This window comes from Myceligenerans halotolerans (genome assembly GCF_054782975.1).
Map to the genome: position 1 here is coordinate 362,440 of NZ_BAAGRL010000006.1, position 14,122 is coordinate 376,561.

At 71.7% G+C, this 14,122-nt stretch carries 13 protein-coding genes; 7 read left to right on the forward strand and 6 right to left on the reverse strand.

The genetic code is table 11. The features are described 5' to 3' along the window. Nucleotides 1-196 precede the first annotated feature (196 nt). Genes ACYVK5_RS04840 through ACYVK5_RS04850 form a run of 3 tightly spaced genes read left to right on the forward strand, consistent with a single transcriptional unit; the run spans nt 197 to nt 3,270 of the window. On the forward strand, nt 197-1,501 hold the full coding sequence (locus ACYVK5_RS04840; protein ID WP_460702343.1) for a sensor histidine kinase: 1,305 nt from the start codon (nt 197-199) through the stop codon (nt 1,499-1,501). Continuing rightward, nucleotides 1,477-2,160, forward strand: coding sequence for a response regulator (locus tag ACYVK5_RS04845; RefSeq protein WP_460702345.1), 684 nt, complete (start codon nt 1,477-1,479; stop codon nt 2,158-2,160). Before ACYVK5_RS04840 ends, ACYVK5_RS04845 begins: the two co-directional genes overlap by 25 nt. 18 nt (nt 2,161-2,178) lie before the next feature. Next, nucleotides 2,179-3,270 (forward strand): LOG family protein, encoded by a 1,092-nt coding sequence (locus tag ACYVK5_RS04850; RefSeq protein ID WP_460702347.1) that lies wholly within the window; start codon nt 2,179-2,181, stop codon nt 3,268-3,270. 101 nt (nt 3,271-3,371) lie between these two features. On the opposite strand, the gene ACYVK5_RS04855 is transcribed toward ACYVK5_RS04850, so the two are convergent. From ACYVK5_RS04855 to ACYVK5_RS04865, 3 genes are all read right to left on the reverse strand, one after another. Next, a complete protein-coding gene (locus tag ACYVK5_RS04855) occupies nt 3,372-3,809 on the reverse strand; it encodes a hypothetical protein (RefSeq protein ID WP_460702348.1) in 438 nt (145 codons plus the stop codon). 109 nt (nt 3,810-3,918) lie between these two features. Then, entirely contained in the window at nt 3,919-4,407 is a 489-nt protein-coding gene (locus tag ACYVK5_RS04860) for a DUF1003 domain-containing protein (protein ID WP_460702350.1), read from the reverse strand. Then, nucleotides 4,400-5,773 carry a magnesium transporter MgtE N-terminal domain-containing protein gene (locus tag ACYVK5_RS04865; protein ID WP_460702352.1) on the reverse strand — a complete coding sequence of 458 codons (1,374 nt, stop codon included), beginning with the start codon at nt 5,771-5,773 and terminating at the stop codon, nt 4,400-4,402. Before ACYVK5_RS04865 ends, ACYVK5_RS04860 begins: the two co-directional genes overlap by 8 nt. 198 nt (nt 5,774-5,971) lie before the next feature. Here ACYVK5_RS04865 and ACYVK5_RS04870 point away from each other — a divergent pair, with 198 nt between their 5' ends. Together ACYVK5_RS04870 and ACYVK5_RS04875 are read left to right on the forward strand one after the other, a co-directional pair. Then, a complete protein-coding gene (locus ACYVK5_RS04870; RefSeq protein ID WP_460702354.1) occupies nt 5,972-6,766 on the forward strand; it encodes a YflT domain-containing protein in 795 nt (264 codons plus the stop codon). 384 nt (nt 6,767-7,150) lie between these two features. Beyond that, nucleotides 7,151-7,999: a hypothetical protein gene (locus ACYVK5_RS04875; protein WP_460702356.1), complete on the forward strand. Its 849-nt coding sequence runs from the start codon at nt 7,151-7,153 to the stop codon at nt 7,997-7,999. A gap of 191 nt (nt 8,000-8,190) precedes the next feature. Here the strand turns inward: ACYVK5_RS04875 and ACYVK5_RS04880 are convergent, their stop codons facing one another. Continuing rightward, nucleotides 8,191-9,789, reverse strand: a complete 1,599-nt coding sequence (locus tag ACYVK5_RS04880; protein WP_460702358.1) for an aminopeptidase P family protein — start codon at nt 9,787-9,789, stop codon at nt 8,191-8,193. Nucleotides 9,790-9,938: 149 nt separating this feature from the next. Here ACYVK5_RS04880 and ACYVK5_RS04885 point away from each other — a divergent pair, with 149 nt between their 5' ends. Both ACYVK5_RS04885 and ACYVK5_RS04890 read left to right on the forward strand, forming a co-directional pair. After that, entirely contained in the window at nt 9,939-10,874 is a 936-nt protein-coding gene (locus ACYVK5_RS04885; protein WP_460702360.1) for a PHP domain-containing protein, read from the forward strand. Continuing rightward, the gene (locus ACYVK5_RS04890; RefSeq protein WP_460702362.1) at nt 10,871-11,497 is read left to right on the forward strand and encodes a MarC family protein; all 627 of its coding nucleotides are present in this window, start codon (nt 10,871-10,873) and stop codon (nt 11,495-11,497) included. Before ACYVK5_RS04885 ends, ACYVK5_RS04890 begins: the two co-directional genes overlap by 4 nt. 36 nt (nt 11,498-11,533) lie before the next feature. Here ACYVK5_RS04890 and ACYVK5_RS04895 read toward each other — a convergent pair whose 3' ends face one another. Both ACYVK5_RS04895 and ACYVK5_RS04900 read right to left on the reverse strand, forming a co-directional pair. Further along, on the reverse strand, nt 11,534-11,830 hold the full coding sequence (locus ACYVK5_RS04895) for a DUF1905 domain-containing protein (protein WP_460702364.1): 297 nt from the start codon (nt 11,828-11,830) through the stop codon (nt 11,534-11,536). 127 nt (nt 11,831-11,957) lie between these two features. Then, the gene (locus ACYVK5_RS04900; protein WP_460702366.1) at nt 11,958-13,616 is read right to left on the reverse strand and encodes a DEAD/DEAH box helicase; all 1,659 of its coding nucleotides are present in this window, start codon (nt 13,614-13,616) and stop codon (nt 11,958-11,960) included. Nucleotides 13,617-14,122: the final 506 nt, after the last annotated feature.

A 14,122-nucleotide genomic window follows, 5' to 3' on the forward strand; every position in this document is an offset into this window, starting at 1 on the left:
TGATCGGCAGGAAGGCTCGGACCGGCTAGTCCGATCGTCCGGGACATGTCGGTCCGAAGGACGATGTCCGACGACGGCCCGGCGGGTAGTTTCGTGAGGCACGCGGACGAGAGAGGCGGGAAGGCACGATGGAAGGACTGACGTTTGCCGGGCCGATGCCGGCGTACCTCGCCGCGGACGCGTTCGGGCGCCTGCAGTGACGGCTGCCCTGCGGTCGCCGTCGTCGGGCGACATCCGCACACGCACGCCCGTACGACCTGGCGCGCCGGCGGACCAGAGCACTCCGCGGCGGGTCTGGGGCGGCATCTGGCGCACGCTGGTGGCCGGCTCCTTCGGCTTCATGGCGGTGGCCGTCAGCGCGTGGCAGGAGGAGCTGGGCGAGCGCGCCGTGCAGCCGGACAGCGTCGTCGCGCTGGACATGCTCCTCGGGATCGTCGCGCTCGTGCTCCTGCACCTGCGCCGGCGCCTGCCCGCCACGATCGCCCTGGTCCTGACCGCGTTCAGCGCGGTGTCGAACTTCGCGACGGGTGCGGCGGCGATCGTGGTCGTCTCGCTCGCGACGAGCCGGCGGTGGATATCGATCGTCGTCGTCGGTGTGACGCACGCCGTGGCCTACGTCGTCTACCTCCTCGTGCGTCCGTACCTCCTGGATCCGGGGTTCAACGGAGTGTTCGACGTCGTGTTCGGCGTCATGTACTACGTCCTCCTGGTCGCCATCGGCGCCTACATCGGCCTGCGCCGGGACCACGTGCGATCGCTGGTGCTGCGCGCGGAGACCGCGGAGCGCGAGCAGTCGGGCCGGGTGGCGCGGGCGCGCGCGAACGAGCGGGCGCGGATCGCCCGCGAGATGCACGACGTCCTCGCCCACCGCATCTCCCTGGTCGCGATGCATGCCGGCGTGCTCGCCTACCGCAAGGACCTGCCGCGCGAGGAGGTCACGAGCACCGCCGAGACCATCCGCGACTCCGCGCACGCCGCGATGAAGGAACTGCGGGAGATCCTCGGTGTGCTCCGCGACCTGCCCGGAGGCGGCGCGGTGCTCGGCACGGAGGGGGACGACGTGCACCGGCCCCAGCCCACGCTGGAGGCGCTGCCGGCGCTCGTGGACGAGTGCCGGTCGGCGGGTGTCGAGGTGACGTTCCACGACGACCGGGCGAGGGACGAAGACCAGGCGGCCGGCGGCAGGGCCGCGAACGACGGCCTGACCGAAGCAGTCTCCCGCACGGCGTACCGGATCGTGCAGGAAGGGCTGACCAACGCGCGGAAGCACGCTCCGGGAAACCCGGTGGTCGTGACGCTCGCGGGCGCTCCGGGGGACGGCGTCGACGTCACGGTCGCGAACCCGCTCGCACACGGCGAGGCGCCTGGGGAACTGCCCGCATCAGGGCTGGGACTCATGGGCCTGACCGAGCGGGCCGAGCTCGGCGGCGGCCGGCTCCGCTACGGCACGGAGGGCGGCCGCTTCGTGGTGCGGGCATGGCTACCCTGGGCGGCATCATGAACAGCGACACCCCGATCACGGTCGTGCTCGTCGACGACGAAACCCTGGTCCGCGCCGGACTCAAGCTGATCCTCGGCGGAGCACCCGACATCGAGGTCGTCGGCGAGGCGTCCGACGGCGCCGCCGGGCTGGCCCTCGTCCACCGGCTGCGGCCCGACGTGGTGCTCATGGACATCCGGATGCCCCGCACGGACGGGCTGACGGCGACGCGGGCGCTCGTCGCGGAGGATGCGGAAGCCCGCGTCATCGTGCTCACCACGTTCGACACCGACGAACTGGTGCTGGAGGCGCTCCGGGCGGGCGCGGCAGGGTTTCTCCTCAAGGACACGCCGCCCGAGAAGCTCGTCGAGGCGGTGCGGGCCGCCGCCGCGGGACAGCCGACGTTGTCGCCGAGCGTCACCGCACAGCTCATCGCGTCGGTCGCACGGCCCCGGGACGACCGCGCGGACCAGGCCGCCACCCGCCTCGCGACGCTCACCGGACGTGAACGGGACGTCGCGGTCGCGATCGGGCGAGGGCTGTCCAACGCACAGATCGCCGCGAACCTGTACATGAGCGAGTCCACCGTGAAGACCCACGTGGGCCGCATCCTGACGAAGCTCGCCGCCGAGAACCGCGTCCAGGTCGCGATCATGGTCCACGACGCCGACCTGGCGTGACCGGGTAGCGTGCCGGACATGCGCCCGCACCATGGTCAGATCGTCGACGTCGAGTCCCTCGACGACTTCACCGCCCGCCTCGCCGCCGGAGCCCGGTCCATGTCCGGGTGGCACCTGCAGTCCCTCGACCTGACCGGCCAGACCGCCGCGATCCGCTCGGTCGCCGTCGCCGGCGCGCTGTTCCTCGGCTGCACGCTGAACAAGCCGGACGAGGAGTCCGTCCGGGAACGCGGGGCACTCGTGTTCCCGCAGGTGCCCGGCAGCCCGGTGGACTCCTACCGGCCCGGGCTGTACACCGCGCGCGAACTGTACGACGGGATCGACGACGGGTACGAGACCACCCTGGACGCGCGCGCCTACGCGTGGTCCCGGCAACCGCGATCCCGGGACCTGACCCTCGCGCAGGCGCTGCACGACCACGCCGTCGACGACGCGCTCGCCGCCGCGCACACCGGCAGCCGAGTCGTCGGGATCATGGGCGGCCACTCGCTCGCCCGCGGCTCGGACGCCTACGCCGACGCCGCCCGCCTGGCGTACGAGCTCACCCGCGCGGACCTCACCGTCGCGACGGGTGGCGGACCCGGCGCGATGGAGGCGGCGAACCTGGGTGCCTACCTGGCGCCGCACACGCCGGCGGACCTGGAGAAGGCGCTGACGATGGTGGCCCGGGCGCCGTCGTTCACGCCGTCGGTCCGGCACTGGGTGGGTGCCGCTCTGCAGGTGCTCGACACGTGGCCCGACGGCGCCGACAGCTTCGGCATCCCCACCTGGCACTACGGCCACGAGCCGCCGAACCCCTTCGCCACGCGGATCGCGAAGTACTTCAGCAACGCGATCCGGGAGGCGGTGCTCCTGGAGTGCGCGAACGGCGGCATCGTGTTCCTCCCCGGCGCCGCGGGCACGGTGCAGGAGGTCTTCCAGGACGCCTGCGAGAACTACTACGCCGACGCGTCGTCAGTGGCCCCGATGGTCCTGGTCGGCAAGGACTTCTGGACGCGCGAACTGCCGGCCTGGGACCTGCTGAGCACCCTGGCGGCCGACCGCGACATGTCCGCGAGCCTCCACCTGGTCGACACGATCGACGAGGTGGTCCCGCTGCTCGCGGCGTGACGGCGATATCGACGACTGCGACGACACCGTGGCCTTGCTCCGCGACCGGATCATGACGGCTCGACAGACGGCGAGCGGCCCAGGCGGCGCACTGAAACCCGTCACAGGGACGCGACGACCGGCACCAGCACGACCAGCACGATGAAGAGGCCGAGCGCGCCGAAGACGCCCCACATCAGCCCGGCGCCCTTGCGCTTCTGCCGGGTCAGGCCCATCGCGCCGCTCGTGAACTGGTGGAACGGCGGCGCGTAGAACACCTCGAGCGTCTGCTCGGGCGCGACGTGGACGTCGAACGCGGCCTGCCCGTACCTCCGCAGCCACTGCGACGACGCCTCGAGATGGTGCCGCCCCGACTCGATCGGGATGTCCACGCTCCCGCTCATCCTCGACGGTGCCTTGTGCCCGTCGATGGTGAGCATGGGCGGCACCATGTTGGAGGTCATGACGTTCCCCTGCACGGTGAAGCGCAGGGTCGCATCCGGACTGAAGGCGCGTTGGGGCGAGAGCTGCCCGTACTGGGCGTTACCGTTCTGATCCACGCCGCGAGCGTAGAGGAGCGACGTGCGCGTGACCAGGGGGTGTGGCTGTCCGGGCTCCGGGTAGTCGGCGTCTCGACCGCCGTCGGACATCGGCAGGCACGCCGACCGCCTACGGCGCGTCCGTGTCCGGCTCACGCACCCTGCGCTCCTCCAGTTCCTCCAGCAGCCCGCGGAGTTCCGAGCGGACGTAGTCGCGGGTCGCCACCTCGCTGAGGAGCATGCGGAGGGACGCCATCTCGCGCGCCAGGTACTCCGTGTCCGCGAGGTTGCGTTCGCCGCGCCGGCGGTCCTGCTCCGCGAGGACGCGGTCGCGGTCGTCCTGGCGGTTCTGCGCGAGCAGGATCAACGGCGCCGCGTACGACGCCTGCACCGAGAAGAACAGGTTGAGCAGGATGAACGGGTAGGGGTCCCACCGCAGGCCCCACAACGCGACCACGTTGAGCGTCACCCAGAGGATGACGAACAACGTCATCCACATGAGGAACTGGCCCGTCCCCATGAACCGCGCGAACGCCTCCGCGCCCTTGCCGATGAGGTCCGGGTCGAAGCGGGGGCGACGGAATCCGGCGGCCTTGGGCCGGTCGAGACGGTCAGCCATGGGACGCCCGTCCGTCGTCGCCTTCCCTGGACCTCGTCATCGCGCCTCGTCCCGGCCCGGCACGCCCGGCTTCCGCATCCGCCCGGGACGTGTCGCCGGGCTCTCCGCCCAGCCCCTCGTCGTCGGACTCGCGCCAGTCGTCGGGCAGCATGTGATCGAGCACGTCGTCCACCGTGACCACGCCCAGCAGCCGGCGCTCCGGGTCCAGCACCGGCAGCGCGAGGAAGTCGTAGGCCGCCATCAGCCGCGTCACCCGCCCCAGCGGCGCCTCCGGCGTCAGCCACCACTGCGAGTCCGCGTCCAGCACCGACGCGACCGACGCGTGCGGCGGCTCCCGCAGCAGCCGCTGGAAGTGCGCCACCCCGAGGAACCGGCCCGTCGGCGTCTCCATCGGCGGCCGCACCACGAACACCATCGCGGCCAGCGCGGGCGGCAGCTCCTTCCGCCGGAGCTGCGCCAGCGCCATCGCAATGGTGTCGTCCGCGCCGAGAACGACCGGCTCCGTCGTCATCAGACCGCCCGCCGTGTCCTCGCCGTACTCCAGCAGGCGGCGGACGTCCGCCGCCTCCTCAGGCTCCATGAGGGCCAGCAGGTCGTCCGCCTGCGCGTCCGGCAGCTCGCTCAGGAGGTCGGCCGCGTCGTCGGGCTCCATCGCCTCCAGCACGTCCGCGGCGCGGTCCGCGTCCAGCGAGGTGAGGATCGCCGCCTGATCGTCCTCCGGCATCTCCTCCAGCACGTCGGCCAGGCGCTCGTCGTCGAGCGCGCGCGCCACCTCGACACGCCGGGCCGGCGCGAGCTCGTGCAGCGCGTCGGCGAGATCGGCGGCACGCATGTTCTCGTACGCCTCCAGCAGACGCGCCGCGCCCTGGTCGACGTCGGTCCGCGCCAGGCCGGTCACGTCGTCGACCGGAACCGTCAGCGTCGATCCGCGGCGACGCAGCGACAACGGCGGCACCCGCTCCGGCCGGCGCCGCACGAACAGCTGGTCCACCAGCCAGTCGCCCGTACGCTGCCTGGTGATCGCCACGTCCTCGACCGTCGCCTCGCCCGACCCGTCCGTGAACCTCACCCGGCGGTCGAGCAGCTCACCCAGCACCAGCGACTCCATCGCCCGCTGCTCGAACCGGCGCATGTTCACCAGGCCGGTGCTGATCACCTGACCAGGACTGATGCTCGTCACACGGGTGAGCGGGAGAAAGACCCGCCGTCGTCCCGGAACCTCCACGACCAGGCCGACCGCGCGCGGCGGGCGGTTGGTGCGCATCAGCACGACGACGTCGCGCACCCGCCCCACCTGGTCCCCGATCGGGTCGAAGACCGACGTACCGGCCAGGCGCGCCACGAACACCGGGGAAGTGGAGCTCATGGGGGTCAGGCTACGCCGCGGGTCCGGCCCTCGCCGGGGGGATGGGCCGGAGTTGCGCCGGCGGGGAGGGCGGGCCGGAGTTCTGCCGGCGGGGCGGGTCGAAGTTCCGCGGCGGTAGGGGAGGGCCGGAGTTGCGCCGGCGGCGGACGAGGGCCCAGGTTTCTCGCGTTACTCAGGGAAGTACGGGAAACTGTGCAGATGAGCATGTCCCGCCCCGGCGCGATCCCCAAGGTGCCCACCCTCCCCGCCGGAGACGAGGTCGCCGCATACCCGACCTACCTCCAGGCACAGCAGGCCGTCGACTACCTGTCCGACAACAAGTTCCCCGTCGAGAACGTCACCATCGTCGGCACCGACCTGCGCATGGTCGAACGCGTCACCGGACGCCTCACCTACGGCCGCGTGGCGCTCGCCGGCGTGCTGTCCGGGGCGTGGTTCGGCCTCTTCGTCGGGCTGCTGCTCACTCTCTTCGCCGGCGACGGCGGGGGTGGGGTGCTGTTCGTGGGCATCGGGCTCGGCGCCGGATTCGGACTGCTGTTCAGTGTGCTGTCCTACGCGTTCACGGGCGGGCGGCGGGACTTCACGTCGTCGTCCCAGATCGTGGCCGCGACGTACGCGATCCTCTGCGCGCACGACCACGCCGCTGAGGCGCGGACGATGCTGCTGAGCTCCCCGAGCGGCGTGGGGCGGCCGTCGGCGACCGTGCTCCCGGGGGGCGGGCGCCCTGGATTCGGCGCAGCCGGCCAGGCCCCTGCCGGCCAGGGGATGTCCGACGGCGGTGCGGGTGCGGTCCCGGGACCCGGCCCCGCGCCCGCCGGCCAGGACGCGCAGGGTGAGACGCCGCCCCCGCCCCGGAAGCCGGACCCGCGTTTCGTCACCCCGGAGGGCAAGCCCCGCTACGGCGCGATGCGCCCGGAGGACGACACGCCGACGGGCGACGCTTCCGAGGATGGTGCGGGCGGCGGCTCGACGGGCAGCTCATCGGGCTCGTAGCGACGTGTGGTCGGGGGTTTGGCGTGTGGTCGGTCAAGTGATTGACCGACCACACGCCAAACCCCCGACCAGTCGCTTCCTGTGTGATCCCTGCGGCGGCAGCGACCGCACCGGCCGTGCGCGGGCCCCGGCAAGCCGGCCGATGGCGCCCCTCCTGACCGGGTAGTGCCTCCTGAGCCAGACCGGCGCTTGTGGATGGGCCGGTTTGTGCACAGGGTGCGTCGGAGAGCGCTGCGGCGTCCGTAGCAGATTGCGAGGCTGCGGTGCGTGAGGACCACGACGCGGCAGCTTCCCCAGATCATCGAGACTCGGCACAACGATCGAAACCGGATTGCCCGGGGGTTACGTGCGGGAACGATCACGCGGGTGCGCCAGGGTGCCTACATGGAAGTGCCGGAAGCCGTGGGCCAGGAACGGGTGGCGGCTCCCCGGGGCGAGACCCTCGCGCTGGCCAGGCTGATGGCTGTGCACCGCCGGACCCGCGCGGAGCATGCCGTCAGCCACGTCAGTGCGGCCATCCTCTGGGGCTGGCGCGTCTGGGACATGCCTGATGAGACGCACATCTATCAGGAGTACCGGGCATCGGGCCACGCGGCTGCGGACATCGTCCACCACCGCAACCTCCCGGCCGAACACAGGACGGAGCACCTGGGAATCCCGGTGACGTCCAAGGTGCGCGCTGCGGTCGACTGCGCGCTCACCATGCGTCCTTTCGAAGCGCTCGTGGTACTGGACAGTGCGCTTTCGGACGGCCTCACGCGGGAAGAGCTGCTGAGTGACCTTGAGTCACGCAAGGACAAGCGGGGGACGCGGAGGGCACGTCGAGTCATCGAGATTTCCGACGGCGGTGCGGAGTCGCACTGGGAGTCGTGGGTGCGATACGTGATTGTCCAGGCCGGGCTGCCATCTCCGACGACGCAGGTGGTCGTGCTCACTCGGCTGGGGTCCTCGCGGTGCGACATGGGCTGGCCGGAATGGCGGGTCATGGTCGAGTTCGACGGGATGGTGAAGTACCAGGACGGGGTCCTCGCCCCGGATCACTCCGGGGCGCGGGAGCTGATGCGTGAGAAGCGCCGTGGCGACGCGATCGTCGAGACCGGAATGCGCATGGTGCGGGTCACCAAGCATGACAGGCGCGATCCTGGCGCCATCGTCACCCGGGTGCTCCGCCTGCTACCGGCGAACGTCGGCAGAACGGTCCGTCCTGACCCGCTCCTCCCGCCGCTCGCGTGAGTGATGTGAGTGATGGCCGAGCTGGTCGGGGGAGTTGCGTGTGGTCGGGGGTTTGGCGTGTGGTCGGTCAAGTGATTGACCGACCACACGCCAAACCCCCGACCAGGTGCTTGCCTACCCGGTCCGGGAGGGTGCGACCGGGGGCCTTGGCCGCTCTGACTGGGCGGTCATGACCGCCGCGCGTCGCAGGCTCAGCCGCGGAGCTGTGCCATCCAGGCCTCGACCGCGTCCGGGGTGCGGGGCAGAGCCGCCGACAGGTTCTCGTTGCCGTCCGCGGTGATCAGCACGTCGTCCTCGATGCGGACGCCGATGCCCCGGTACTCCTCCGGCACCGCGAGGTCGTCCGCCTTGAAGTACAGGCCGGGCTCGATGGTGAACACCATGCCGGGCGTCAGCTCGCCGTCCAGGTACATCTCGCGCCGGGCCTGCGCGCAGTCGTGCACGTCCAGACCCAGGTGGTGGCTCGTGCCGTGCACCATCCAGCGCCGGTGCTGCTGGCCGTCCTCGCCGAGCGCGTCCACGGCGGTCACGCCGTCGGGCAGCAGCCCCCACTCCTCGAGACGCGCCGCGATGACCTCCATCGCCGCCGTGTGCACGTCGCGGAACTTCGCGCCGGGCTTCGCCACCGCGAACGCCGCGTCGGCGGCGTCCAGCACTGCCTGGTAGATGCGCCGCTGCACGTCGCTGTACTCGCCGGACACCGGCAGCGTGCGCGTCACGTCCGCTGTGTACAGGGAGTCCACCTCGACGCCGCCGTCGAGCAGCACCATGTCGCCCTCGCGCACCTCGCCGTCGTTGCGGATCCAGTGCAGCGTCGTCGCGTGGTCGCCGGCGGCCGCGATCGTCTCGTAGCCCACCGCGTTGCCTTCGAGCCGGGCGTTCGCGTCGAACGTCGTCTCGATCACCCGCTCGCCGCGTCGGTGTGCCACCGCGCGGGGCAGCGCACGCACCACGGCCTCGAAGCCCTCGATCGTGCGGGCCACGGCCTCGCGCAAGTGCTCGATCTCCAGCTCGTCCTTGAGCAGCCGGATCTCGGAGGCGGCCTCGACCAGCGCGGCGTCGTCCACCCCGTGGGTGGACGCGACCTCGGCGGCCTCGGCCGACGTCTCCTCCTCGGCGCGCTCCGCCAGGTCCAGGCCCACCTCGGCCCGGATCGCCTCGACCAGCGTCTCGACCTCCTCGTCGGCCCCGGTCACGACCAGCAGCACCACGCCGCCCTCCCCGACGTCCTTGGCCAGGGCGTCCTTCAGCTCGTCGACGTGCCGGGCCTCGATGCCCGTCAGCGTCTCGACGTCGGCCAAGGTCGGGCGGGCCCCCACCCAGAACTCGCCGTAGCGGGCGTCGGCGAAGAACTCCTCGTTGTCGCGCGGGGCCAGCGGCCGCACGTAGAGCACGGCGTGATGGTTCGATGGCGTCCCGTCGGCCCCGGGATCGCCCGTGCCCTCCTCGACGGGGTGCAGCACGAGCACGGCGTCGGGCTCCTGGTCCGTACCGAGTCCGGTGAGGTGGGCGAATGCCGAGTGCGGACGGAACCGGTAGTCCGTGTCGTTGGACCGGGTGCGCAGCGGGCCGGCCGGGATCACCAGCCGGGCTCCGGGCAGCCGGGCGGACAGCGCGGCGCGGCGGGTGGCCGTGAACGGCACCGCGCGCGACGCCGTGACGCCCAGCTCGGCACGCGGCGCCCACTGCGACATCACGAACTTCTTGAAGGCGCGCGAGGCCGGGCGCTGCGAACGGTTGGTTCCCCGCTCCTCGATGGACTGGTCGGACGAGGTGGTGTTCTCGCTCATGCGATCAGTCTCGCACCCGCGCCCTTGCTCCTGGTACCCGGCCGTCTCAGGCCGGGCGTGCGGAGAACGACTCGTGCGGCCGCGGGCTGGTGCCGAACGTCACCTGACACGGCGGCCCGTGGCGTTCGGGATATCTCTAGACTCGATCTGTGATCGACCTCCACACCCACTCCACGGCGTCGGACGGCACCGACACCCCGGCACAGGTGATGAAGGTCGCTGCCGCCGCGGGTCTCACCGTCGTCGCGCTGACCGACCACGACACCACCTCCGGCTGGGACGAGGCGGCCGCCTCCGCGGCCGCCGAGGGCGTGGCGCTCGTGCGCGGTATCGAGATCTCGGCGCACGCGCCCGTGGGCGTGCGTCCCGTGGGTGTGCACGTCCTCGCCTACCTGCACGACCCCGACCACGCCGGACTGCGCGCGGAACTCGACAAGACCCGTGAGTCCCGCGCGACGCGCGCGGAGCGGATGGTGGGACTGCTCGCCGAGGACTACCCGATCACCTGGGAGGACGTGCTGGAGCAGACGGAACCGGGGACCACCATCGGCCGTCCGCACCTCGCCGACGCCCTCGTCGTCGCGGGTGTCGTCGCCGACCGGGACGAGGCGTTCGCCACGATGCTGCGCACCGGAAGCCGGTACTACGCACCGCACTACGCTCCGGACGCGGTCGACGTCGTCCGCCTCGTGCGCGACGCCGGCGGTGTCCCCGTGTTCGCCCACCCGGGGGCGGACGGCCGGGGACAGATCGTGCCCGACGAGACGATCGTCGAACTCGCCCACGCGGGCCTCGCGGGGCTCGAGGTGGATCACCGCGACCACGACGCCGTCGCGCGACGTCGGCTCGCCTCTCTGGCGGACGCACTGGGTCTGCTGGTGACCGGCTCGAGCGACTACCACGGGCGCGGGAAGACGAACCTCATCGGGGAGAACACGACCGCACCGGAGGCGCTGGCCGAGATCGAGAAGCAGGGCGCGCTCGCCGTGCTGCGGCCGGGTGCCGGTGCTGGTACCGGGGTGGCTGGCGCCGGGGCGCCCGTGCGGAACGGCGAGGCGGCGCCGGGCGGGGGAGAACGCGCATGAACGAGTTGCTCGCGCTGTTCGCGACCGTCTTCGTGACGCTGTTCGTCATCATGGACCCGCCGGGCACCGTGCCCGTGTTCCTCGGCCTGACCAGCAGCATGGACCACAAGCGGCGCAACCGGGCCGCGCGCCAGGCGATCCTGGTGTCGTTCCTGGTGGTCGTGATCTTCGCGGTGTTCGGCAAGTACGTGCTGGCCTACATGGGCATCTCGCTGCCCGCACTGCGCGCGGCGGGCGGTCTGCTGCTGCTGTTCGTGGCGATGGAGCTGCTGACCGGCAAGGCGGAAGAGCCGTCGGCGTCGGCGAACACGAACGTCGCGATGGTCCCGCTCGGCACCCCGTTGCTGGCCGGACCGGGCACCATCGTCGCCACCATGGTGTTCGTCGAGGAGCACGCGGACCTCGCGTCCTGGGCCGTGATCGGCGCCGGCGTCGTCGCGGTGCACCTGTGCGTGTGGCTGTCGATGCGGTTCGCGAACATCATCCAGCGCGTCCTCCGGGACGACGGCGTCACCCTGGTGACCCGTATCGCTGGCGTCCTGCTGGCCGCGATCGCGGTGCAGATGATCGCGACGGCGGTGACCCAGTTCGTCACGGACCCGCAGGTGCTGACGGGGCACTGACCGGTCGACGGCCGGTCGTGCCGGGTCGCCGTCGCCCTAGTGGTCCACAGTCTCCAGCGTGACGGCGACCGGTGAGTCCTCCGTCAGCGACTCCTTGGTGCGGACCGACTTCTTCATCGGCAGTACGTACCCGCCCTCCCGGTCCGACGGGAAGACTGACGTCCGCCAGGTGGTCGACCCCACGGTGACCTTGACTCGGATCGACCCGAACCCGCGCGGCGGCAGGGGAAGGTCGGCCAGATCGTCGGAGACGTCAGCCGGGACCGAGACGAACCACCATGCCTCGGTCCGGGCCTCCCACTGCCACAGCGGAGCACTGAAGGATGCACGCACGAGATGGATGATATGCCTCCGGCGGCCGCCGCCGTGGTCGGGGGTTTTCCGTGTGGTCGGTCAAGTGATTGACCGACCACACGGAGAACCCCCGACCACACGCCCGTGCGAGGTGCCGGGCCGGGTGTCAGGCCTCCGACGGCGGGGTGGCCGGGCGGCCACCGCGGGTGCGGCGGCGGCTCCGGGTACGACGGCGGGCGCCGTCACCCTCAGCAGATGTCCCGCTCGTCGACTGGTCCGGAGTGTGGCCGCCGTCGGACGTCGCACTGCTCCGGCTCCGGCCGCCGTCGGACGACGAACCGCCCCGGCCACGGCCCCCCGAACCGCCGCCCGAGCGACCACCCCGGCCGTGCCCCGTGCCGGACGGCGAGCCGCCCTGGCCGCGGCCGCCCGAGCTGGTGCGCTTGCCGGTCTCGCCGAGATCCTCGAGCTTCTCGCCGTCGAGCCCCTCGAGCACGCGCTTCTCCCGGGGGAGGCGGCCCTTCGTGCCCTCGGGGATACCGAGGTCGGCGAACAGGTGCGGAGACGTCGAGTACGTCTCGACCGGCTCCGGGATGTCGAGTTCCAGGGCCTTGTCGATCAGCCTCCAGCGAGGGACGTCGTCCCAGTCCACGAACGTGACGGCCGTGCCCTTGTTGCCCGCGCGGCCCGTGCGGCCCGTGCGGTGCAGGTAGGTGCGCTCGTCCTCCGGGCACTGGTAGTTGACCACGTGGGTCACGTCGTCGACGTCGATGCCGCGGGCGGCGACGTCCGTGGCGACGAGCACGTCGATCTTCTCGTTGCGGAACGCACGCAGTGCCTGCTCGCGCGCTCCCTGGCCGAGGTCTCCGTGGATCGCGCCGGCGGCGAACCCGCGCTCACGGAGATCGTCGGCGACCTTGGCGGCGGTGCGCTTGGTGCGGGCGAACACGATGGTGCGGCCGCGGCTCTCGGCCTGGAGGATGCGCGCCAGGACCTCCACCTTGTCCAGCGCGTGCGCCCGGTACACGACCTGTGCGATGTTCTTGACCGTGAAGCCCTCGTCCGGGTCCGCGGCACGGATGTGCGTGGGCTGCTTCATGTACCGGCGGGCCATGCTCACCACGGCGCCCGGCATCGTGGCGCTGAACAGCATGGTGTGCCGCTGGGCGGGCGTGCGGGAGAGGATCTTCTCGACGTCGGGCAGGAAGCCCAGGTCGAGCATCTCGTCGGCCTCGTCCAGGACCACGGTGCCAGCCCGCAGCAGGGTCAGATGCCCCTGGTTCATCAGGTCGATCATGCGGCCCGGTGTGCCGACGACGACATCCACGCCCTTCCTCAGGGACTCGATCTGCGGCTCGTACGCGCGACCGCCGTACACCTGCACGATGCGCACCGAGCGCTTCGACGAGGCCGTGTCCAGGTCGTTCGCGACCTGGACCGCGAGCTCACGGGTCGGGACGACGACGACCGCCTGCGGCTTGCCCGGCGCGACGAGCTGGTCGTAGCCCTGCTCGCCGGGGGCGATGATGCGGTGCAGCAGCGGAACGCCGAAGCCCAGCGTCTTGCCGGTTCCCGTCTTCGCCTGGCCGATGATGTCGTGGCCGCTCATCGCGACCGGGAGCGTCATCGCCTGGATGGGGAACGGGTGCGTGATGCCCGAGTCGCGCAGGGCATCGACGATCTCCTCGCGGACTCCGAAGTCCGCGAACGTGACGTTCTGCGCCTGGATCGCGGAGGAGGAGCTGTAGTCGGGGGTTTCGGAATCGGAAACGGTCTCGGCCGCGCTTGCGGCCGGGCTGTCGGTGGTGGTCACTGGCGCCTTCATCTCTCGTCGGCGCGGCAGCTGGCCCCCTGTGGGCGATCGGCACGCGCCGTTCGTGCGGCAGCCGATCGTGAATATTCGTCGCGCCCGGCGCCGTCGTGGCGCTGCGGGCTGCGAGTCCCGCGGAGCGGCCGCATGGCCGGAGCGCGGAGTCGGAAGTCGTGAACAGGACGACCGGGCAACCGATTACGTGACTCATGGTACGCGGTCGAGGTTTCCGCGGTGTTCTCCGTGTTCTCCGGAGCCGCCGGGCTCACCGTGTCGTCCGGAGCCGCCGGGCTCACCGTGTCGTCCGGAGCCGCCGGGCTCACCCCTGCGGGCGCTCCTGCGTCGCGTCCTCGGTCTTCGCAACCTTTCCGGCGGCCCGGGACCGGTTGCGTTGGGCTGGGACGTGGCAGAACGCTGGGCTCGGTACCTTCCTGCCGTGTCCGGCGGCCCGGGACCGGTTGGCCTGGCCGAGGACCTGGCCCAACCGGCCTGGGACGTGCCCAGCGGAGTCATATAGGTCC

Bases quoted from the DNA above. Each gene is read 5' to 3' on its own strand.
- ACYVK5_RS04870 (WP_460702354.1), top strand. From the start codon at position 5,972: ATGAGCATGTCCCGCCCCGGCGCGATCCCCAAGGTGCCCACCCTCCCC.
- ACYVK5_RS04900 (WP_460702366.1), bottom strand. From the start codon at position 13,616: ATGAAGGCGCCAGTGACCACCACCGACAGCCCGGCCGCAAGCGCGGCC.
- ACYVK5_RS04860 (WP_460702350.1), bottom strand. From the start codon at position 4,407: ATGGCTGACCGTCTCGACCGGCCCAAGGCCGCCGGATTCCGTCGCCCC.
- ACYVK5_RS04845 (WP_460702345.1), top strand. From the start codon at position 1,477: ATGGCTACCCTGGGCGGCATCATGAACAGCGACACCCCGATCACGGTC.
- ACYVK5_RS04865 (WP_460702352.1), bottom strand. From the start codon at position 5,773: ATGAGCTCCACTTCCCCGGTGTTCGTGGCGCGCCTGGCCGGTACGTCG.
- ACYVK5_RS04880 (WP_460702358.1), bottom strand. From the start codon at position 9,789: ATGAGCGAGAACACCACCTCGTCCGACCAGTCCATCGAGGAGCGGGGA.
- ACYVK5_RS04890 (WP_460702362.1), top strand. From the start codon at position 10,871: ATGAACGAGTTGCTCGCGCTGTTCGCGACCGTCTTCGTGACGCTGTTC.
- ACYVK5_RS04850 (WP_460702347.1), top strand. From the start codon at position 2,179: ATGCGCCCGCACCATGGTCAGATCGTCGACGTCGAGTCCCTCGACGAC.
- ACYVK5_RS04875 (WP_460702356.1), top strand. From the start codon at position 7,151: ATGGAAGTGCCGGAAGCCGTGGGCCAGGAACGGGTGGCGGCTCCCCGG.